The organism is Xanthomonas sp. CFBP 8445, assembly GCF_025666235.1.
In the GTDB taxonomy this organism is placed as follows: domain Bacteria; phylum Pseudomonadota; class Gammaproteobacteria; order Xanthomonadales; family Xanthomonadaceae; genus Xanthomonas_A; species Xanthomonas_A indica.
The window spans coordinates 913,401-933,434 of sequence record NZ_CP102594.1 but is presented as its reverse complement, the minus strand read 5'-3'; the positions used below and the strand labels follow the sequence as shown (position 1 = coordinate 933,434).

Annotated in this window: 18 protein-coding genes; 9 read left to right on the top strand and 9 right to left on the bottom strand. The window is 70.2% G+C overall.

What is annotated here, in order from left to right:
* The first annotated feature begins 129 nt into the window (after nt 1-129).
* Together NUG21_RS04070 and NUG21_RS04065 are read left to right on the top strand one after the other, a co-directional pair.
* Nucleotides 130-1,341, top strand: coding sequence for a pyridoxal phosphate-dependent aminotransferase (locus tag NUG21_RS04070; protein ID WP_263392354.1), 1,212 nt, complete (start codon nt 130-132; stop codon nt 1,339-1,341).
* A gap of 40 nt (nt 1,342-1,381) precedes the next feature.
* Nucleotides 1,382-1,864, top strand: coding sequence for a GNAT family N-acetyltransferase (locus NUG21_RS04065; protein ID WP_019796333.1), 483 nt, complete (start codon nt 1,382-1,384; stop codon nt 1,862-1,864).
* A gap of 163 nt (nt 1,865-2,027) precedes the next feature.
* Here NUG21_RS04065 and NUG21_RS04060 read toward each other — a convergent pair whose 3' ends face one another.
* Nucleotides 2,028-4,133, bottom strand: a complete 2,106-nt coding sequence (locus NUG21_RS04060) for a prolyl oligopeptidase family serine peptidase (protein ID WP_160945473.1) — start codon at nt 4,131-4,133, stop codon at nt 2,028-2,030.
* A gap of 67 nt (nt 4,134-4,200) precedes the next feature.
* On the bottom strand, nt 4,201-4,500 hold the full coding sequence (locus NUG21_RS04055) for a hypothetical protein (protein WP_160945474.1): 300 nt from the start codon (nt 4,498-4,500) through the stop codon (nt 4,201-4,203).
* A gap of 168 nt (nt 4,501-4,668) precedes the next feature.
* Between NUG21_RS04055 and NUG21_RS04050 the strand changes: the two genes are divergently transcribed.
* Both NUG21_RS04050 and NUG21_RS04045 read left to right on the top strand, forming a co-directional pair.
* On the top strand, nt 4,669-5,214 hold the full coding sequence (locus tag NUG21_RS04050) for a lipocalin family protein (RefSeq protein ID WP_237473033.1): 546 nt from the start codon (nt 4,669-4,671) through the stop codon (nt 5,212-5,214).
* A gap of 233 nt (nt 5,215-5,447) precedes the next feature.
* Nucleotides 5,448-5,864, top strand: coding sequence for a winged helix-turn-helix transcriptional regulator (locus NUG21_RS04045; RefSeq protein ID WP_160945476.1), 417 nt, complete (start codon nt 5,448-5,450; stop codon nt 5,862-5,864).
* A 230-nt stretch (nt 5,865-6,094) separates the two neighbouring features.
* Here NUG21_RS04045 and NUG21_RS04040 read toward each other — a convergent pair whose 3' ends face one another.
* A complete protein-coding gene (locus NUG21_RS04040) occupies nt 6,095-7,066 on the bottom strand; it encodes a helix-turn-helix transcriptional regulator (protein WP_010341069.1) in 972 nt (323 codons plus the stop codon).
* 182 nt (nt 7,067-7,248) lie between these two features.
* On the opposite strand from NUG21_RS04040, the gene NUG21_RS04035 reads away from it, so the two are divergent.
* Nucleotides 7,249-8,043, top strand: a complete 795-nt coding sequence (locus tag NUG21_RS04035; protein ID WP_160945477.1) for a DUF481 domain-containing protein — start codon at nt 7,249-7,251, stop codon at nt 8,041-8,043.
* A 228-nt stretch (nt 8,044-8,271) separates the two neighbouring features.
* Here NUG21_RS04035 and hemC read toward each other — a convergent pair whose 3' ends face one another.
* The 4 genes from hemC to mdoH form a co-directional block, all read right to left on the bottom strand.
* Nucleotides 8,272-9,195: a hydroxymethylbilane synthase gene (gene hemC, locus NUG21_RS04030; RefSeq protein ID WP_263392353.1), complete on the bottom strand. Its 924-nt coding sequence runs from the start codon at nt 9,193-9,195 to the stop codon at nt 8,272-8,274.
* A 58-nt stretch (nt 9,196-9,253) separates the two neighbouring features.
* A complete protein-coding gene (locus NUG21_RS04025) occupies nt 9,254-9,985 on the bottom strand; it encodes a LytR/AlgR family response regulator transcription factor (RefSeq protein ID WP_242081969.1) in 732 nt (243 codons plus the stop codon).
* Nucleotides 9,986-10,088: 103 nt separating this feature from the next.
* Nucleotides 10,089-10,754: an alpha/beta hydrolase gene (locus tag NUG21_RS04020; protein ID WP_160945480.1), complete on the bottom strand. Its 666-nt coding sequence runs from the start codon at nt 10,752-10,754 to the stop codon at nt 10,089-10,091.
* Nucleotides 10,755-10,793: 39 nt separating this feature from the next.
* On the bottom strand, nt 10,794-12,743 hold the full coding sequence (gene mdoH, locus NUG21_RS04015; protein WP_263392352.1) for a glucans biosynthesis glucosyltransferase MdoH: 1,950 nt from the start codon (nt 12,741-12,743) through the stop codon (nt 10,794-10,796).
* 306 nt (nt 12,744-13,049) lie between these two features.
* Between mdoH and NUG21_RS04010 the strand changes: the two genes are divergently transcribed.
* Nucleotides 13,050-13,679 carry a cysteine hydrolase family protein gene (locus NUG21_RS04010; RefSeq protein WP_242081967.1) on the top strand — a complete coding sequence of 210 codons (630 nt, stop codon included), beginning with the start codon at nt 13,050-13,052 and terminating at the stop codon, nt 13,677-13,679.
* Between the two features lie 6 nt (nt 13,680-13,685).
* On the opposite strand, the gene NUG21_RS04005 is transcribed toward NUG21_RS04010, so the two are convergent.
* A complete protein-coding gene (locus NUG21_RS04005) occupies nt 13,686-14,981 on the bottom strand; it encodes a two-component system sensor histidine kinase NtrB (protein ID WP_263392351.1) in 1,296 nt (431 codons plus the stop codon).
* A gap of 114 nt (nt 14,982-15,095) precedes the next feature.
* On the opposite strand from NUG21_RS04005, the gene NUG21_RS04000 reads away from it, so the two are divergent.
* The gene (locus tag NUG21_RS04000) at nt 15,096-15,470 is read left to right on the top strand and encodes a response regulator (RefSeq protein ID WP_019796007.1); all 375 of its coding nucleotides are present in this window, start codon (nt 15,096-15,098) and stop codon (nt 15,468-15,470) included.
* 62 nt (nt 15,471-15,532) lie between these two features.
* Here the strand turns inward: NUG21_RS04000 and NUG21_RS03995 are convergent, their stop codons facing one another.
* On the bottom strand, nt 15,533-15,982 hold the full coding sequence (locus NUG21_RS03995; protein WP_237473015.1) for a hypothetical protein: 450 nt from the start codon (nt 15,980-15,982) through the stop codon (nt 15,533-15,535).
* A 175-nt stretch (nt 15,983-16,157) separates the two neighbouring features.
* On the opposite strand from NUG21_RS03995, the gene glgA reads away from it, so the two are divergent.
* Both glgA and NUG21_RS03985 read left to right on the top strand, forming a co-directional pair.
* Nucleotides 16,158-17,789: a glycogen synthase GlgA gene (gene glgA, locus NUG21_RS03990; protein WP_160945484.1), complete on the top strand. Its 1,632-nt coding sequence runs from the start codon at nt 16,158-16,160 to the stop codon at nt 17,787-17,789.
* Nucleotides 17,790-17,806: 17 nt separating this feature from the next.
* Nucleotides 17,807-20,032 carry a 1,4-alpha-glucan branching enzyme gene (locus tag NUG21_RS03985; RefSeq protein ID WP_317852484.1) on the top strand — a complete coding sequence of 742 codons (2,226 nt, stop codon included), beginning with the start codon at nt 17,807-17,809 and terminating at the stop codon, nt 20,030-20,032.
* The last annotated feature ends 2 nt before the right edge of the window (nt 20,033-20,034 follow it).

The window sequence follows — 20,034 nt, the reverse complement described above, 5'->3', positions numbered from 1 at the left end:
CACATGCACCGCGCTGCACGAGCGTTCCGCCTGGGTGCAGCGCACGCGGCGCCTGGCACGGCACCGCGCTTCGCAGTCCTCTCGACACGGCTAACACGCGCGACAGCACCCTCCTCTATCATCGGCGACATGGCTTCCCTTCACGGCGACACCCTCAGTGCCTCGTCCGCCGCGCCTGGCTACAGCCAGCGCAGCCGCGAGATCGAACCCTTCCACGTGATGGCCCTGCTGGCCCGCGCCAACGAACTGGAGCAGGCCGGCCACGACGTGATCCACCTGGAGATCGGCGAACCGGACTTCACCACCGCCGCACCAATCGTCGCCGCCGGCCAGGCCGCGCTGGGCGCCGGCCATACCCGCTACACCGCCGCGCGCGGCCTCCCGGCCCTGCGCCAGGCGCTGGCGGACTTCTACCGGCAGCGCCACGACGTCGACCTGGACCCGGCACGCATCCTGATCACGCCCGGCGGCTCCGGCGCGCTGCTGCTGGCCAGCGCGCTGCTGGTCGATCCCGGCCGCCACTGGCTGATGGCCGACCCCGGTTACCCGTGCAACCGCCATTTCCTGCGCCTGGTCGAAGGCAGCGCGCAGCTGGTGCCGGTCGGCCCGGACAGCCGCTACCAACTGACCCCCGATTTGGTGCAGCGGCACTGGAACGCGGACAGCGTCGGCGCGCTGGTGGCCTCGCCAGCCAATCCCACCGGTACCGTGCTGTCGCGCGCCGAACTGGCCGCGCTGTCGCAGACGCTGCGCGCCCGCGGCGGGCACCTGGTGGTGGACGAGATCTACCATGGCCTGAGCTACGGCATCGACGCACCCAGCGTGCTGGAGGTCGACGACGACGCCTATGTGCTCAACAGCTTCTCCAAATATTTCGGCATGACCGGCTGGCGCCTGGGCTGGCTGGTGGCGCCGCGCGCGGCGGTGCCGTCGCTGGAGAAGCTGGCGCAGAACCTGTACATCAGCGCGCCCAGCATCGCCCAGCACGCCGCGCTGGCCTGTTTCCTGCCGGAAACGCTGCAGATCCTGGAAGCGCGCCGCGCCGAATTCGCCCAGCGCCGCGACTACCTGCTGCCGGCGCTGCGCGCGCTCGGCTTCCGCATCGACGTCGAGCCGGAGGGCGCGTTCTACCTGTACGCCGACGTGTCCGATTTCACCGACGATGCGCAGGCGTTCTGCGCGCACTTCCTGGAAACCGAGCACGTCGCGTTCACCCCGGGCGTGGATTTCGGTCGTCACCGCGCCCGCCAGCACGTGCGCATCGCCTACACCCAGAGCCTGCCGCGGCTGGAACAGGCGGTGGAGCGGATTGCGCGTGGACTGACGCGCTGGGCGCGCTGAGGCGACCAACAACGGCACGCGACAGCGACTGGAGCCTGGCATGCTCATCTACCGCGAAGCCATGGAATCGGATCTGCGTGCGATCTGCGCACTCGGCGAAGAAGTCAATGCGCTGCACCATGAGGCATTTCCCCACGTCTTCGCCGGCGCCGGCGATGCGGACCGCGATGCGGCGCACTGGAACAGCAGCATTGGCCGGGACGATGCCACCACCTTCGTCGCCGAAACACAGGGCGTTCTCGTCGGCTTCGTCACGGTCGGCATGGTGACGGAATCGCACTCGCTGCTGCAGCCCATGCGCTTCGGCCGGGTGGGCAGCATAGGCATCACCGGCCGCCATCGGGGCCAGGGCATCGGCCCGGCGCTGATGCAGCGTGCGCACGACTGGGTGGCACTGCGTGGCGGTGTCGAAATGCGCCTGAACGTCTGGGCCTTCAACACGCACGCGCTGCACGTGTACGAAGAACTGGGTTATGAGGTCCGTTCGCTGACCTTGGTCAAGCCTTTGGCCGGCGGCACCTGAGCACCCGCTGCGGCGGCGACCTGAAATCGAGCAGAGAGCAGGCATGGCGTCGACGCGATCGCGACGCGACGCGACGCGGTGCACGCGGGCTCGCGCGTTCAATGGCTTGCACGCGCCAGGCCGGAGATGGTCCGCGCCCCGACCGGGACGCGGACCGCACCACTCACTTGGACAGCTGCTCCCACAGGAAGCTGTACGCCAGCGCCTGCATGTGCGCCGCCTGCGCGTTGTTGGCCGCGCCGCCGTGGCCGCCTTCGATGTTCTCGTAGTAGGTCACGTTCTTGCCAGCGTCGATCATCTTCGCCGCCATCTTCCGCGCATGACCCGGATGCACGCGGTCGTCGCGCGTGGAGGTCAGGAAGATCACCGGCGGATAGGTCTTCTTCGGGTCGAACAGGTGGTACGGCGAGAAGGTCTGGATGAACTTCCAGTCGTCGGTGTCCGGGTTGCCGTACTCGGCCATCCACGAGGCGCCGGCCAGCAGGTGGCTGTAGCGCTTCATGTCCAGCAGCGGCACCTGCACCACCACCGCGCCGAACAGCTGCGGGTACTGCATCAGCATGTTGCCGGCCATCAGCCCGCCGTTGCTGCCGCCCTGCACGCCCAGGTGCTTGGCCGAGGTGATCTTGCGCGCGACCAGATCCTGCGCCACCGCCGCCATGTCCTCGTAGGCCTTGTGCCGGTTCTGCTTCAGCGCCGCCTGGTGCCAGCGCGGGCCGTACTCGCCGCCGCCGCGGATGTTGGCCAGCGCGTACACGCCACCCTGGTCGAGCCAGGCGCGGCCCAGGCTGCCGGAGTAGAACGGGGTCATCGAGATCTCGAAACCGCCGTAGGCATACAGCAGGGTCGGCGCGCTGCCGTCGGCCTTGAGCTGCTTGGGCCGGACCAGGAAGTACGGGACCTTGGTGCCGTCCTTGGACACGGCGAAGTGCTGCTCGATTTCGTCCTTGGACGCGTCGAAGAAGCTCGGCATCGCCTTCAGCGTCTCGATGCTCTGCGGCCCGCGCTGCACGTCGGCCAGCATCAGCGTGGTCGGGGTCAGGAAGTCGGTGGAGGTCAGCCACACCTGGTCGTTCTCGTCGGCATCGACCGCATCGACGCTGGTGCTGCCGAAGGCCAGGTCGCCGACCGGAAACGCCGTGCGCGCCCACTCGCCCTCGCCCGGGGTCAGCACCCACAGCCGGCTCTTGACGTCGTCGAGCACGTTCAGCACCAGCCGCGACTTGGTCCAGGCGAAGGACGCCAGCGACGCGGTCTCGGTCGGCGTGAACAGCACCTGGAAGTTGCGCTTGCCGGCCATGAAGTCGTCGAACTTGGTCGCCAGCAGCGCACCGGCCGGGTAGGTCGTGCCGCCCACCGTCCACGGATCGCGCAGCTCCAGGGTCAGCCACTGGCGGTGCACGCCCTTGTTGGCCGAATTGGGCACGTCGATCTTGGTCAGGCGGCCATCGGTGCCGCGCAGGTACATCTCATCGTTGTAGAAGGCCAGCGTGCGGCTGACGAAATCGCGCTCGTAGCCAGGCGTGTCGTCGTGCATCGCCGCGATGTACATGTCGTCCGGCTTGCCCTCGTAGACCAGCGTGGCGCTGCTCATCGGGGTGCCGCGCTTCCACTGCTTGACGACGCGCGGGTAGCCGGAGCTGGTCAGCGAGCCGGGGCCGAAGTCGGTGTACAGATAGACGGTGTCGGCATCGATCCAGCTCAGCCCGCCCTTGGCCTCGGGACGGAAGAAGCCGTCCTTGATCCACTGCTTGCTGCTCAGGTCGAACTCGCGGGTGACGTCGGCGTCGGCGCCGCCGCGCGACAGCGCGATCAGGCAGCGGCGGTACTCCGGGCGCAGGCAGTTGGCGCCATGCCACACCCAGTTCTCGCCCTCGGCCTTGTTCAGCGCATCCAGGTCCAGCACCGTCTCCCACTTCGGCTCGGGCTTGCGGTACTCGTCCAGGGTGGTGCGGCGCCACAGGCCGCGCTCGTGCGCGCGGTCCTTCCACAGGTTGTAGTAGTACGGGCCGATCTTCTGCACGGCCGGGATCTTGGCGTCGGAATCCAGCACCTCGCGGATGCCGGCCTCGCGGGCCTTGAAGGCGGGGGTGTCGGCCAGGCGCGCCTCGGTCTTGGCGTTCTGCGCCTTGACCCAGTCAAGCGCCTTGGCGCCGGTGACGTCTTCGAGCCAGGCATAGGGGTCTTGGGGCATCGCGGTTTCCTTGGCCGCGGCGGTGCCGGCGGCGAGCAGGCCGGCGATCAGGCAGGCGTGTGCGAGTGAGGACATGGTTCGGATCCGGGAAGGACAGCGCCGCACCGTAGCATGCGGCCTCGCCGCCCTCCCCTGCCGAAGGTCAGGCTGGGCGCGCGCTCCGCAGCGCCGGCCGGCGCCGCCGCGCCTGCGCCCGCGGCCGGGCCCGCCATTGCCCCCACAGCCGGCGCAGCGGCGGCAGCGGGAAGCGATGCAGGGCCCACCAGGCGCTCAGCGGCATGCCCAGCAGCCACAGCGGCCGCCAACCCAGCCATTCGCTGTGGCCGCGCGCGGCCGGCCACACCAGGACCAGGGCCAGTCCGGCGAGGATCGCCTGGCGCAGCAGGCGGCGCAGGCCGGGGTGCGGGACGTGGTGGCGCGGGGACGACGAGACGATCGGCATGGCGGCAGTTCCTGGAAGTCGAGGCGCGCAGGTTGCCGCTGCGACATCTCAGAGGCTGCGACGCATCATTGACATGGCGCACGCGCATACTTCACCGGCGTTCGCCTTTCGCCCCGGAACCCTCCTATGCGCCTGCTTTCCCTGTTCGCTTCCGTGCTGCTGCTGGGCATGGCCGTCCCCTTGCCGACGGCCCGCGCCAAGTCGCCGGACCCGGAACAGGAGCCGGCACAGCCGCCGATCGATCTGCAACGCTTCATGGGCCGCTGGTACGTGATCGCCCACGTGCCGTACTTCGCCGAGCGCGGCCACGTCGCCAGCAGCGACGAGTACACCCTCAAGGACGACGGCAAGATCGCGGTGCGCTACGAGTACCGCAACGGCTTCGACGAACCGGTCAAGGAGCTCAACTCCCGCGCCACGGTCAAGGAAGGCACCGGCAACCGCCGCTGGACCACCTGGTTCTTCAGGATGGTGCCCACCAAGTACCGCATCCTGGAGGTGGCGCCGGACTATTCCTGGGCGCTGATCGACTACCCCGGCCGCGACCTGGCCTGGGTATTCGCACGCTCGCCGAACATGAGCCACAAGCAATACCGCGAACTGGTCGACAAGCTGGACCACCAGTACGGGGTCAACATCGACAAGCTCAAGCGCGTGCCGCAACGCCGCGACCAGGTCGGCAAGCTCGGCTTCGAAGTGCCGAACAAGCCCTAGGCAACACCCTGGGCCAGGCCGGTCGCGACGAACGACCCGGCCCGCGCCGCCGGCGCACCCGGTGCCGCCCATAAGCCGTTCGGTCCGCAGCGTCCCACGGCTGCCAACGCTCGCCGCCGCCACGCCATCGCACGCCCGGCATGGGAGCGACGCCACGATCACCCGCCGCTCAGCGAAGCGCCCGGCGCGGCCCGTATGATCGGGGCGCCCTCCCCCACAGACAGGTGCATCGCTTGGCCAGCGTCCTTTCCGAACCCCTCGACGAAGCGCCCCGCGGCTGCGCGGACGCCACCCTGCTGCGCGGCCAGGTGTTCGCGCAGAACTGCCCGTCCCGCGCCGTGCTCAGCCATGTCACCAGCCGCTGGGGCGTGCTGGTGCTGGTGGCGCTGCGCAAGGGCACCCACCGTTTCGGCGACCTGCGCCGCAGCCTGGAAGGCGTCAGCGAGAAGATGCTGTCGCAGACCCTGCAGGCGCTGGAGGCGGACGGCCTGGTGCAGCGCACTGCCTACCCGGTGGTGCCGCCGCACGTGGAGTACGACCTGACCCCGCTCGGCGAGGAAGCCGCGGCGCACGTGCACGCGCTGGTGGACTGGATCGAGCGCAATATCGGCGTGATCCTGGGTGGCGGCGCGCCACTGGACGCGGCCTAGGCGTCCACCTCCAGGCTGCAGCGGTCAGCGGCGGAATGCCCCAGTCGCGGCTGAAGCCGCTCCTACGAGGGCCGCTGCGTCGCCCAGAGACGGACTGCATCCCGCACGCTACGGCGCACGCCGCCGCGGCACGCCAGTTCCCACGTAGGAGCGGCTTCAGCCGCGACGCTTTCCGGTCATGTCGCGGCTGAAGCCGCTGCTACGGAAATCACGCCGCGCGCAGCGGCGCCTCAATCGTCGCTGTAGTTGCTCAACGCCAGCGACAGCAGCGCCTTGGCCTGCTCGCGCAGCGACCGCGGCTCGACGATCTCCGCATCCGAGCCGTAGTGCAGCACGTCCATCAGCAGTTCGCGCGAGACGCTGTAGGGCACCTTCAGTTCGTAGCGGCCGTCGGCCAGGAAGCGGCCCTGCTGCTTGGAATGCCAGTGCTCGTCGGCGACCCAGCGCGCCGCCTTGGGGCTGAACACGATGGTGGCCCAGCCCTTGGGCGCGCCGGAGAAGATGCCGTAGCTGGCCGCCAGCTGCGAATCCAGCTCGGCGTCGGCCACGTCCTGCGCCGGCTGGTCGAGCAGGCGCGCATGGTTGATGCGGTCCACCGCGAAGCTGCGCACCGCGTCGCGGCCATGGTCCCAGGCGTCCAGGTACCAGTTGTCGCGGTAGTGGGTGATGCGCTGCGGCGACACCGTGCGCTTGGTCGATTCGTCGGTGGAGCGGGCGCGGTAGTCGAAGGACAGGCGCTTGCGCTCCAGCACCGCCGAGGCGACGGTGCGGAAACTGGCTTCGTCGAGCTTGCGGCCGCGGTGCGGGATCACCCGCACCCGCTCCACCGGCCAATGGGTCGCCCCCGCCTGGGCCGCGAGCAGGCTCTCGATGCGCTGCTGCAGCGGCGCCAGCACCGAGGACAGCACCCCGCCGCCGGTACGCGCCAGCAACTGCTGCGAGGCCAGCAGCGCATGCAGTTCCTCCGAACTCAGCCACAGCCCCGGCAGCTCGAAACGGTCGCTCTCGCCGGATTCGTAGCGGAAGCCGGCCTCGCCGTCGCCCTCCACCGGCGCCATCAGCGCATCGCGCAGGAAGGCCAGATCGCGGTAGACGGTGGCGCGGGAGCAGCCCAGTTCGTCCTGCAGCCGCGCCACCGTCACCGGGTAGCGCGCGGACTTGAGCAGGCGGTGCAGTGCGTTGATGCGTTCGTAGCGGTCCATGGCCTCGATTATGTCTGAGTCGCGGGCGGAAAACGCCTGCCCGGCGCAGCGGCCGGCAGCGCGCCCGAACCGTCGATGAAGCCGGCGCCCGGGGCCGGCCAGGGTGTCATGTGGATCCGGTATGATGAAATCGTTTCCATTTCGTTAGCCGAAGGCTGCGTCCTCACCCCCGGAGAGAAGCCATGTCCCGCCGCGCCACCCTCGTATCCGCCATCGCCTCGTTGCTGCTGAGCACGTCCCCGGCCTGGGCCGCCGACGTCGCCACCTCGTCGGCAACCACGGACCCGGCCAGTTCGCCGTGGAGCGGATCGGGCGAACTCGGCTTCGCCTCCTCGCACGGCAACAGCACCAACGAAAGCCTCAACGGCCGGCTCAAGGGCCAGTACGTGGACGGCGACTGGATCCACAGCCTGGACCTGCTCGCCCTGCACGCCAGCGCCGAGTACACCGACACCAATCCGGACGGCACCACCACGCGCAAGCGCCAGACCACCTCCAACCGCTACACCGGCAGCGCCGGCAGCGCGCTGCAGCTCGGCGAACACCGCCAGCTGACCGCCTCGCTGCGCTACGAGCGCGACGACTTCGCCACCTACGACCGCCTGGCCACGATCGGCATCGGCTACGGCACCCGGATCATGGACGGCGACCGCCGCAGCATCGATGTGCAGATCGGTCCCGGCGTGCGCCGCGCCCACGACGTGGTCGAGGACCGCACCGAGACCGGCCTGATCGGCCGCGGCCTGGTCGACTTCAAGTACGGCCTGACCAGCAACACCGAACTGGGCAACACCCTGCTGGTCGAATCCGGCGCATACAACACCTTCGCGCAGAACGACCTGGGCATCTCGGTGAGCATGAACGAGCGCCTGGCGCTGAAGGCCGGCTGGCAGGCGCGCTACAACAGCGACGTCAGCGACGACAAGAAGAAGACCGATACCTTGACCACCATGAACCTGGTCTACAAGTTCAAGTGAGCGGGGATTTGGAAGTGGGGATTCGGGATTAGTTACGGGGGTGCGGCGAGCTGCCGCGCCGCAGAGACCCGTTGATCCGCCTCTCGTCGTAGGAGCGGCTTCAGCCACGACGGGCATTTCCGGTACGGCCGTCACGGCCAAGGCCACTCCTGCGAATGGCCTTTCGTCGTTGTCAGAGGCGTCCTGAAGCCGCTTCTACCAGTCGCTGCCGCGGCACCGCGCACGCCATCAGACCGGCAGGTCGACATCCAGCAATTCGCGCGCGCCGGCGCCCAGCAAGGCCTCGGCCACGGCCTGGCCCAGGGCGTCCGGGTCCCGGGCGCTGCGCTGCAGCTCCGCGCGCACCAGGCGTCCGTCGGCGACGCCGCCGACCAGGCCCTGCAGCAGCAGGTCGTCGCCGCGCCATTGCGCGAAGGCGGCCACCGGCACGTGGCAGCTGCCGTGCAGGGCGCGGTTCATCGCCCGCTCCGCCTCCACGCAACGACGGGTCGGCGCGTCGTCGAGCGCGGCGAACAGCGCCAGCGCGGCGCTGGCGTCCTCGCGGCATTCCACCGCGATCGCGCCCTGCGCCGGGGCCGGCAGCCAGTCCGGCGCCTGCAGGCGCTGGGTGATGCGCGCCTCCAGGCCCAGCCGCTGCAGGCCGGCGCAGGCCAGCACGATGCCGTCGTAGCCGCCGTTGTCGAGCTTGGCCAGGCGCGTGTTGACGTTGCCGCGCAGATCCAGCAGTTCCAGGTCCGGGCGCCGCGCGCGCAGTTGCGCCTGCCGCCGCAGCGAGGAGGTGCCGACGCGCGCGCCGAGCGGCAGCGCGTCCAGCGAGGCATAGAGGTTGGAGATCAGCGCATCGGCCGGATCGGCGCGCGGCAGGATCGCCGGCAGCACGAACGGCCGGTCCAGCTCCATCGGCACGTCCTTGAGCGAATGCACCGCGCAATCGGCCTCGCCGCGCAGCATCGCCAGCTCCAGTTCCTTCAGGAACAGGCCCTTGCCGCCGATCGCCGCCAGCGAGCGGTCCAGGACTTCGTCGCCGCGGGTGCTCATCGGCACCAGCACCACGTCCAAGTGCGGGTGCGCGCGGCGCAGGCAGGCGGCGACATACTCGCTCTGCCACAGGGCGAGCGGACTCTTGCGGGTAGCGATGCGCAGGATCTTCATGCGCGCATTATCGCGGAAAGCCGCTGCCTGCCGCTGCCGCCGTGCGAACTGGCCGGCGTCAACGCTGGTGGATCTCCTTGCGCAGCTGCGCCACGCAGCGCCGGCTGACCTCCAGCGGCTGCTTGCCATGGCGCAGCACCGCCTGCACCTGGCCCTCGCCGAGCCGGCGCAGCTCCACCAGTTCGTGGCGCGCGACCAGGCAGTTGCGGTGGATGCGCACGAAGCGCTCGGCGAACTCCTCCTCCAGCGCGCGCAACGATTCCTCGATCAGGTCCTCGCCGCGGGCGTGGTGCACCACCACGTACTTTTCCTCGGCCTGCAGATAGTGGATGTCGTCGACCGGGATCAGCCGCAGGCTGCCGCGCAGGCGCGCGCACAGGTGGGTGCGCCGCTGCGGCGCCGGCGCAGCGGCATCGCCGTTGACGCGGCCGGCCATGAAGGTGCGGGCGCGCTGCAGGGCCGCGGCCAGGCGCTCGGCGCGCACCGGTTTCATCAGGTAGTCGATCGCCGCCGCCTCGAACGCGGACAGCGCATGCGCGTCGTAGGCGGTGCAGAACACCACCGCCGGGCGCGGCTCGAACGTGGCCAGGTGGCGCGCGGCCTCCAGCCCGTCGAGGCCGGGCATGGCGATGTCCAGCAGCACCAGGTCCGGCTGCGCGGCGGCGCAGGCGTGCAGCGCGTCCATGCCGTTGTCGGCTTCGGCCACCACTTCCACGCCGGCATGCGCGGCCAGCAGCGTGCGCAGGCGTTCGCGCGCCAGGGGTTCGTCGTCGGCGATCAGCACCTTCACCCAGGTCTCCCTCGCTCGGCTGGCGTGCGCTGCGGCCGATACTAGCCCCGGTTCCGGGCGCCCGCCACGGGTATCGCATCAGACCGCCAGGCGGCCACCAGGCTCAGGTGCCGGCGAGGCAGGCATCCATCCAGTCGCCCAGGTCGGCGATTTCCTCGGCGCACACCTGATGCGCCATCGGGTAGCGCCGCCACTGCACCGGCATGCCCAGCGCCTGCAGGGTCTGCGCGGTGCGCTCGGCGTACGTCTGCGGGATCACCGGGTCGCCCTGCCCATGGGCCATGAACAGCGGTTGCCGCAGGGCCGCCGGCGCGTGCCAGCGGGCGACGCTCTCCAGTTCGGGCAGATAGGTGGACAGGCCGATCAGGCCGGCCAGCGGCCGTTCGCGGCGCAGGCCGGTGGCCAGGGTGATCGCGCCGCCCTGGGAAAAGCCGGCGAGCAGCAGGCGCTCGGCCGGCACCCCACGCGCGTCCTCGCGCGCGATCAGTTCCTCGACCTGGGCCACCGATTCGGCGACACCGGCGCTGTCGGCGCGATTGGAGAAATCCATGCTGACGATGTCGTACCAGGCGCGCATGCGCACGCCATTGTTGATCGTCACCGCCCGCACCGGCGCGTGCGGGAACACGAAACGCATGGCCGGCCAGTGCGGCCGCAGCAGTTCCGGCACCAGCGGCGCGAAGTCATTGCCGTCGGCGCCCAGGCCGTGCAGCCACAGGACGGTCCAGGCCGGCGCAGCGCCGGTCTCGTGTTCCACTGTTTCCAGCATGTCGGTTCCCGATGGAGGAGGCCGGCTAGTATGCCCGCGTCAGCCCTGGGCCTGCGCCTCGGCCTCGGCACGGCGCGCAGCGGCCTCGCGGCGCAGTTCCGCCGCGCGCAGCAGCACCGCCGGCGGCTGCGATTCCTCGGGAATGGCGAGGATGCGCAACTTGCGCAGCCACAGGCCGGCGGCCCGCGAGGAACTGATCGCCACCACCGGCACCGCCAGCGCCATGCCGATCACCACCGGCGCCATCCATGCCGCCAGCGACGGCGACACGGCATAGGCCATGCCGCCCATCAGCAGGCCGAACGCGCTGAGTCCACCGTAGCTGCGCAACAGCGCCGACCACGAAATGCGGCCGTCGTCGCGCTGCTGCGCATCCCAGCCCGAATCCTTGCCGGCCAGCACTTCGGCGACGCCGCGCGACTGCACGTACATCACCACCGGCGCCATCAGCGCGGCCAGCAGCGTTTCCAGCAGCATGCTCACGAAAGCGCGCACCCCGCCGCCGCAGCCGCGGCGTTCGCCGGGCTTGAGCAGCATCGCGAAGTAGCCCATCACCTTGGGCGCCAGCAGCACGAACATGGTGACAGCGAACACCCAGGCCACCCGCGTGGAATCCTGCTGGTGCCAGTAGCGCGCCGGCGAGAACGGCGAGATCACCGAGGCGACCAGGTCGAACCCGCCGTTCTGCAGGGGAATGGCGATGCCGATCAGCATCAGCATGCCCCACATCGGCGCGGTGAAGTAATGGCCGATGCCGATCAGCATGTGCATGCGGCTGACCCAGTGCAGGCCGCGCGCGCGCACCACCTTGGAGTGCTGCAGGTTGCCCTGGCACCAGCGGCGGTCGCGCACCAGCAGGTCGGTCAGCGTCGGCGGGCCTTCCTCGTAGCTGCCCTGCAGGTACGGCACCATGTGCATGGCCCAGCCACCACGGCGCATCAGCGCCGCCTCGACGAAGTCGTGGCTGAGCACGTGGCCGCAGAACGGCTTGCGTCCGGGCAGCGACGGCAGGCCGGCCTGCGCGGCGAAGGCCTCGGTGCGGATCATCGCGTTGTGGCCCCAGTAGTTGCTTTCCGAACCGTGCCACCAGGCCACGCCGAAGGCGATCACCGGGCCGTAGACTCGGCCGCCGAACTGCTGCATGCGCGCGAACAGGGTATTGCCGTTGACCACTTCCGGCAGGGTCTGGATCAGGCCCACGTCGGGGTTGGCCTCCATGCCGGCGGCCAGGCGCACGATGCTGTCGCCGGTCATCAGGCTGTCGGCGTCCAGGATCAGCATCTGCGGGTAGGCACCACCGAAGCGGCGCACCCAGTCGGCGATGTTGCCGGCCTTGCGCCCGGCGTTGCTGGCGCGGCGCCGGTAGAACAGCCGGCCGTGGCCGCCGACGCGCTCCACCAGCTCGGCGTACACCTTTTCTTCTTCCGCGCCGACCGCCGGGCGCGTGGTGTCGCTGAGGATGAAGAAATCGAAGCGCTCGATCTGGCCGGTGGCCTCCACCGACTCGTAGATCGCCTGCAGGCCAGCCATCAGCCGGTGCGGATCCTCGTTGTAGGTGGGCATCAGCAGCGCGGTGCGGTTGCGCACGACCGGCAACGGCGCGTCCGGATCGATACCGAGCTTGCGGCCCTTGCCGAACACCAGGGTGAAGAAGCCGGCCAGGGCGCTGACGAAGGACAGCGCGATCCAGGCGAACAACGGGATGAACAGCACCATCAGGCAGGCTTCGAGCACGCTCACGCCGCCGATCAGCAGCACCTTGCAGATCAGCCAGCTAGCGTAGGCGGTCATCGCCGCAGTCGTGCCGAACACGTAGAAGCGCCGCCAGCCGATCCCGACCGGGGTGCTGGGCAGGCGCTTGTTGCGCAGCTTGCCTTCCTGCAGCGACTGCAGCGGCATGGCCAGTGGCGCTTCGGGCGGCAAGACCGCCTGGCCGGCATCCAAGGGCGTATCGACGGGCACGGCCGGTGTGGGGGCGACCGCGCTCATGCGATCCGCCGATCGCATCCGGCGCCGCAGCGCCATCGGGAAATGCCGCGGGCGGCCGGCGCGGCGGATGCCGCTGCGGCCACGCGCGTCTTGTCATGTACGCCAGTTGCTACCACGTGCTCTCCTGTCGACGGGCAAAGACGCCTGTCAATGTAAACCTTAAATAGTAAGCTTTCGCGAAGGCGGCCATCGGCGCCATGGCGGCGCTGCCCGCCCGTCCGTTCAGCCACGCCTTCACTCGCGCTCACCCTGGTTTCACCGCGCGCGCCGACCATGAAGCCCTGTCCGGCAATGGAGGATCGGCGCATGCGGCACCCGGCCCGGCGACGCACTGACACCCCTGACGACCAGCAACGGCCATCGACGGCCGCGGCGGCACCGACGCAGCCCGGCCAACCGGCGTTGCTGATCGTGGACATGATCAGCCGTTTCGATTTCCCCGGCGGCGCGCGCCTGGCGGCCGCCGCGCTGCCGGTGGCCGAGCGCATCGCCCAGGTCCGCGCGCGCTTCCATCGCCGTGGCTGGCCGGTGCTGTTCGCCAACGACAACTTCGCCGACTGGCGCACCGATTTCGAAGGCCTGTGGACGCTGTGCGCCGATCCGAAACAACGCGGCGCGCGCATCGCCGCCTGCCTGGCGCCGCGCCCGCAGGACTACTACGTCCTCAAGCCCAAGCACTCCGCCTTCCTCGGCTCGGCCCTGGCCCTGCTGCTGGCGCGGCTGCAGACCACCCACCTGCTGGTCACCGGCATCGCCACCGACGCCTGCGTGCTGGCCACCGCGATCGACGCGCGCATGCGCGACTTCCAGGTGCAGGTGCCGCCATCGTGCTGCGCGGCGCTGGACGCCGGGCGCCAGCAACGGGCGCTGCGGCTGCTGCGCGAGGCGTTCGCGGTGCACATCAGCGAGCGGCTGCCGGCGCGCGCGGGTCGATGAGCGGGGCTACTCCGCCGCCGGCACCAGGTCATCGCCCGCGTCGTCGAGCGGCCGCGGCACGAACGGAAACGCCAGGGTGATGGTGGTGCCGCATCCCAGTTCCGATTCGACGTCGACGAAGCCGCCCGCCTGGCGTACTAGGCCATAGACCTGGGCCAGGCCCAGCCCGGTGCCCTTGCCCTCGGGCTTGGTGGTGAAGTACGCCTCGAACAGGCGGGACTTCACCTCGTCGGACATGCCCTCGCCCTGGTCGCTGACCGCCAGGGTCACGTAGCGGCCGGGCTGGCGCATCGCCGCCGCGCGCGAGGGCGGCACCGCCAGGGCGCTGCAGCGGATCGTCACCGCATCGCCTGGGCGGCTGGCGTCGCGCGCGTTCAGCGCCAGGTTCATCACCGCCTGCTCGACCGCGTTGCGGTCGGCATAGGTCGTCGCCACCTCGGCGCAGGGCAGGAGTTGCAGGCGCATCTCGCCGCCCAGCGCCTGCGCCAGCAGCGGCTGCATCTGCGTCACCAACGCGTTCAGGTCCAGCCAGGCCGGCTTGACCGGATGCGCGCGGGCGAAGCCGAGCAGGCGCCGGGTCATCCCCGCGCCGTGCTGCAGGGCCTCATTGGCGATGCCGAGCAGCCGCCGCTGGTCCGGCTGCAGGCGCTGCGGATGGTCGGCGACCATGCTCACCGAGGTCATGGCGGTATGCAGCATGTTGTTGAAGTCATGGACCACGCCGGCGAGCATCTGCCCGATCGCCTCGCCCTTCTGCGCCTGGGTCATCGCGCGCTCGGCCACGCGCTGCGCGGCCAGGGCGATATCCAGTTGCCCGCGCAGTTGCGAATGCTCGGCCTGCCAGCGGCGGCCCAGCGCGACGGCATCGGCATCCTCGATCGCGTTTCCCTCGCCCTCGACCGGGGGAAGATGGCCGAGCGCGCGCAGGGCCTGTTCGACCTGGCGCTGCTGGGTGACGTCGCGGCTGATCACCAGCACGCTTTCGACCCGGGCCGCGGCATTGGCCAGCGGGCTGACCATCACGTGCCACCAGCGCTGCCGTCCGTCCAGCGACGGGCGCTGCGCCCAGAATTCGCGCTGCTCATTGCCCAGCGCCGCGGCGAAGGCGGCCTGGGTGAGCGAACGCATGTCCTCGGGCCACAGTTCGGCCCAGGGGTGGCCGACCACATCGGCAGGATCGGAGACGCCAAGCAGGGCAAGGCCGTGGGGATTGATCGAGCGCACGATGCCGTCGCGGCCGACTTCCTTGATGCAGTCGTGTGAGAGCTCGACGATCTGCCGATAGTGGGCGTGCGTGGTCAAGCTGCATCTCGCAGTAAGTAAGGTCGAGAATATCGGGATTCACACAACGTCACCAGCGCTTCACTGCCGAATCGTGAATCTGACAACGATCACTCACGGGGCGATAACGGCATTATGCGCGCGACATCCGTCTCCACCGCCATTCTTTTGGTGGAGGACGACCAGACGATACGGGAGTTAGCCGCCGCCATGCTGGCCGCCGATGGATACCGGGTGCTGTCGGCGGCGACCGCACAGGAAGCGCTGGAGGTGCTGGAGCGGCACCCGGACGTGGAGTTGATCTTCAGCGACGTGCAGATGCCCCGCTGCGACGGCCTGAGCATGGTGCGTCAATTGCGCCGCCGCGGCATCGTCATCCCCGCCCTGCTCACGTCCGGCATGCATGCGCCAGAACCCTGGATGCTGCCTGCACGCACCGGCTTCCTGCCAAAGCCATACCGCCGCACCGACCTGTTGGCGGCGTTGGACCGTCTGCAGACCGGAAGCTGAGTGGCGCACGCGCCGGCATGCGTTGCCGCGGCGCTCGCACGCGGCATGCCCGACATGGGGGGTCAGGCGAAGACCAGCTTGCCGTACCGTGCCGAACGGATCGCCGCCAGGCGCTCGGCGACGAAGTACGCGCCGGCGTGCGCATCACGGAAGTACACCCCGTCGAATGCGTGCCGACCGCGCACCACGCCATCGTCGCCGGTGATCCGGATCTGCGGCTCGAGCACGCCATCCGGGCACGCGCGCAGCAAGCCGTCGAGGACGAAGCCGTCCAATTCGCGACGCATCTGCGGTTTCAGGACTGTCATGAGCACACTGCACCATAGACCGCATGAAGCTCGCACAACGGAGGTGTCCGCCGCGGTCGCACCGAAGCGCGGCACGCATGCGGCAATGAAAGCTAAACGGTTCATTGGCGCCCAGGCCGCGATGCAGGCCTGCGGCGCCTGACGTTCGGCGAATCCACTATGCGCCGCTCTCGCAATTTCGCTGTAGACAAGCGCGCGCTTCACGCCTCTTTTATCGCGCCATTCGTACTTTGCTCCTGCATTATCGCATTGCAACAACGCTGTCCCGTTTCGACGCTGCTGTGCCTCTTTCCTTGCTTCACGTCGCGCGCCCGCCAGGACGCGCGGCGGCAGTCGCTTTCCGTGTGCCCCGTCCTCCCCCTTCCCAGACGGAACCGCCATGTCGCCCCCCACTCCCGCCGACCTGACCGATAGACAACGCGATACCCATCCGGTGCTGCATGCGCCGCGCCGCCGCTACCGCGACGCGCGCGGCCGCTTCGTCCGCAATGCCGAGGTGACCGTCAAGCTGAACCCGGCGCCGCGCCGGACCAGCCTGTTCGTGACCTCGGAAATGGCCGACTTCATCAAGGCCGGCGGCCTGGGGGACGTGGCCGCGGCCTTGCCGCGCGCGCTGCGCGGCAGTTGCGACATTCGCGTGCTGATCCCGGGCTACCCGGCGGTGCTGCGCAAGACCGGGCCGCTGGAGATCGTCGGCCACATCGCCGCGCACGCCGGGTTGCCGGATTGCGCGCTGGGCCGGGCCGAGCGCCCGGACGGCCTGTGCGTGTACGTGCTGCTGTGCCCGCAGCTGTTCGAGCGGCAGGGCTCGCCTTACGTGAGCAGCGAAGGCCGCGACTGGGAAGACAACGCACTGCGCTTCGCCACCTTGTCCCATGCCGCCGCGCAGATCGCCGGCGGCCGCGCGGGGCTGGACTGGACCCCGGAGCTGCTGCACCTCAACGACTGGCCGTGCGCGCTGGCCGCTGCCTACGTGCGCTGGTCCGGCGGGCGCACGCCGTGCCTGCTGACCATCCACAACCTGGCCTACCAGGGCCTGTTCCCGTACGCGATGGCCGGTGCCCTTGGCATCCCCGCCGAGGGCCTGCAGGACCTGGAGTTCTACGGGCAGATGTCGTTCCTGCGCGCGGGCATCGTCCACGCCGACCACGTCAACACGGTCAGCGTCAGCTACGCCGCGCAGATCACCGGCCCGGCCCAGGGCTGCGGCCTGGACACGCTGCTGGCGCGACGCGCCGCCAGCGGCCGCCTGAGCGGCATCGTCAACGGCATCGACGCCAGCTGGGACCCGCGCACCGACGCGCACCTGCCGGCCCACTTCGGTATCGGCCAGATCCAGGGCAAGCGCGAGAACGCGGCGCAGGTGCGCCAGGCGTTCGGCCTGCTCGACAGCGACGGCCCGCTGTTCGCGGTGGTCTCGCGGCTGGTGCACCAGAAGGGCCTGGACCTGATCTGCGAGGTGGCGCCGCAGATCGTCGCGGCCGGCGGCCAGATCGTGATCATCGGCGGCGGCGAGCCGCAGATCGAGCAGGCGGTGGCGGCGCTGGCGCGGCGCTACCCGGGCCATGTCGGCGCGCACATCGGCTTCGAGGAGCGGCTGGCGCGGCGCATGTTTGCCGGCTCCGACTTCCTGCTGATGCCCTCGCGCTTCGAGCCCTGCGGGCTGAGCCAGATGTACGCACAGCGCTTCGGCAGCCTGCCGATCGCCCACGCCACCGGCGGCCTGATCGACACGGTGGACGACGGCGTCACCGGCTTCCTGTTCGAGGAAGCCTCGGCCGACGGCCTGCGCCGCTGCCTGCAGCGGGTGTTCCGTACCTTCCGCCTGCCGGGCCTGCTGCAGGCGATGCGCCGCGCGGCGATGCTGCGGCCCAGCGGCTGGGAACTGGCCGGGCGCAAGTACATGGCGCTGTACGAGCGCACCGCCGGCCCGGTGGCGGCGAGCGGCCATGTGTCGGCGATGGCCGGCGCCACGCCGCCGGCCGCGGCGGGCGCCACGGCTGCCGCATGAGCGATCGGGAACACGTCGTGGACCCGGCCGCCGGCCGGGACCCGGCGGCGGACACGGAGGACGACGGCGACGGCCTTGCGCTGCAGGCGCTGGCGCGCGGCGAGGCCGGCGATGCGTTCGCCTGGCTCGGCCCGCATCCGCAGGCCGACGGCACGGTCCGGGTCCGCGTGCTGGCGCCGGGCGCCGAGGCGCTGGGCCTGCTCGATGCGCAGGGCAAGCTGGTGGCACGGATGCGCGCGCATGCGCAGGCGACGGGTGTGTTCGAGGGCGAGCTGAAGCAGCCCATGCGCTACCGGCTGCGCATCGTGTGGCCGGACGCGGTGCAGGAGTGCGACGACCCCTATGCGTTCGCGCCGACGCTCGATCCGGCCTGGCTACAGGACCTGGCCGCCGGCGACGGCGCCGCGCTGCGCACCGCGCTCGGGGCGCACCACATCCGTGTCGGCGAGGTGGAGGGCGTGCGCTTCGCGGTGTGGGCACCGCAGGCCAGGCGCGTGGCGCTGGTCGGCGACTTCAATGGCTGGGACGCGCGCCGGCATCCGCTGCGCCTTCATGCGGAATCCGGGGTATGGGAACTGTTCGTGCCCGGGCTGCACGGCGGCGAGCACTATCAATACGAATTGCAGGCTGCCGACGGCAGCGTGCTGCCGCGCAAGGCCGATCCGGTCGCGCGCTGCAGCGCGCTGGCGCCGTCCACCGCCTCGGTGGTGCCGTCCACCGACACCCATACATGGAATGACGCGGCCTGGCTGGCACAGCGCGAGGCGCAGGCCGGCAGCGCGCAGCCGCTGAGCATCTACGAACTGCACGCCGGCTCCTGGCGCCACGACCGCCACGGCCAGCCGCTGCACTGGGATGCGCTGGCCGCCGAGCTAATTCCCTACGTGCGCGGGCTCGGCTTCACCCACATCGAACTGCTGCCGATCGCCGAGTATCCGTTCGGCGGCTCCTGGGGCTACCAGCCACTGGGGCTGTACGCGCCGACCGCGCGCCACGGCGACGCCGACGGCTTCGCACGCTTCGTCGACGCCTGTCACCAGGCCGGTATCGGCGTGCTGCTGGACTGGGTGGGCGCGCACTTCCCCGACGACCCGCACGGCCTGCACCGCTTCGACGGCAGCGCCCTGTACGAACACGCCGACCCGCGCGAAGGCGTGCACCGCGAGTGGAATACGCTGGTCTACAACTACGGCCGCCCGGAAGTGGTGGCCTACCTGATCGGCAGCGCGCTGGAGTGGATCGAGCGCTTCCATGTCGACGGCCTGCGCGTGGATGCGGTGGCGGCGATGCTGTACCGCGACTACGGCCGCAACGCCGGCGAGTGGATCCCCAACGCCCACGGCGGCCGCGAGAACCTGGAGGCGATCGCCTTCCTGCGCCGCCTCAACGACGAGATCGCGCAGCGCTTCCCCGGCGTGCGCACCATCGCCGAGGAATCCACCGCCTGGCCGGGCGCCACCGCGCCCACGCAGCAGGGCGGGCTGGGCTTCAGCCACAAGTGGAACATGGGCTGGGCGCACGACACGCTGCGCTACCTGCAGCGCGATCCGCTGTACCGGCAGCACCACCACAGCGAGATGACCTTCGGCCTGGTGTATGCGTTCTCCGAGCACTTCGTGCTGCCGCTGTCGCACGACGAGGTGGCGCGCGGCAAGGGTTCGCTGCTGGCGCGCATGCCCGGCGACGCCTGGCAGCGCTTCGCCAACCTGCGCGCCTACCTGGCCTTCATGTGGGCGCATCCCGGGCGCAAGTTGCTGTTCATGGGCTGCGAGTTCGGGCAGTGGCAGGACTGGGACCACGACCGGCCGCTGGACTGGGCGCAGGCGCAACAGCCCGAGCACCGCGGCGTTGCCCGGCTGGTCGCCGACCTCAACCGGCAGTTACACGCGTTGCCGGCGCTGTACCGCAGCGACCGCAGCAGCGACGGCTTCGAATGGAGCATCGCCGACGACTCCCGCAACAGCGTGTTCGCCTTCGTCCGCCACGACCGCGACGGCACCACGCCGCCGCTGCTGGCGGTGAGCAATTTCACGCCGAACGTACACCACCAATACCGCGTGGGGGTGCCGCGTGGCGGACGCTGGCGCGAGCTTCTCAACAGCGACAGCGGCTATTACGGCGGTTCCAACCAGGGCAACGGCGGCGTGCTGTCGACCCTGCCGCAGCCGATGCACGGGCATGCGCAATCGCTGGCGCTGACCCTGCCGCCGCTGTCCACCCTTTGGCTGCAACCGGACCTTTGACC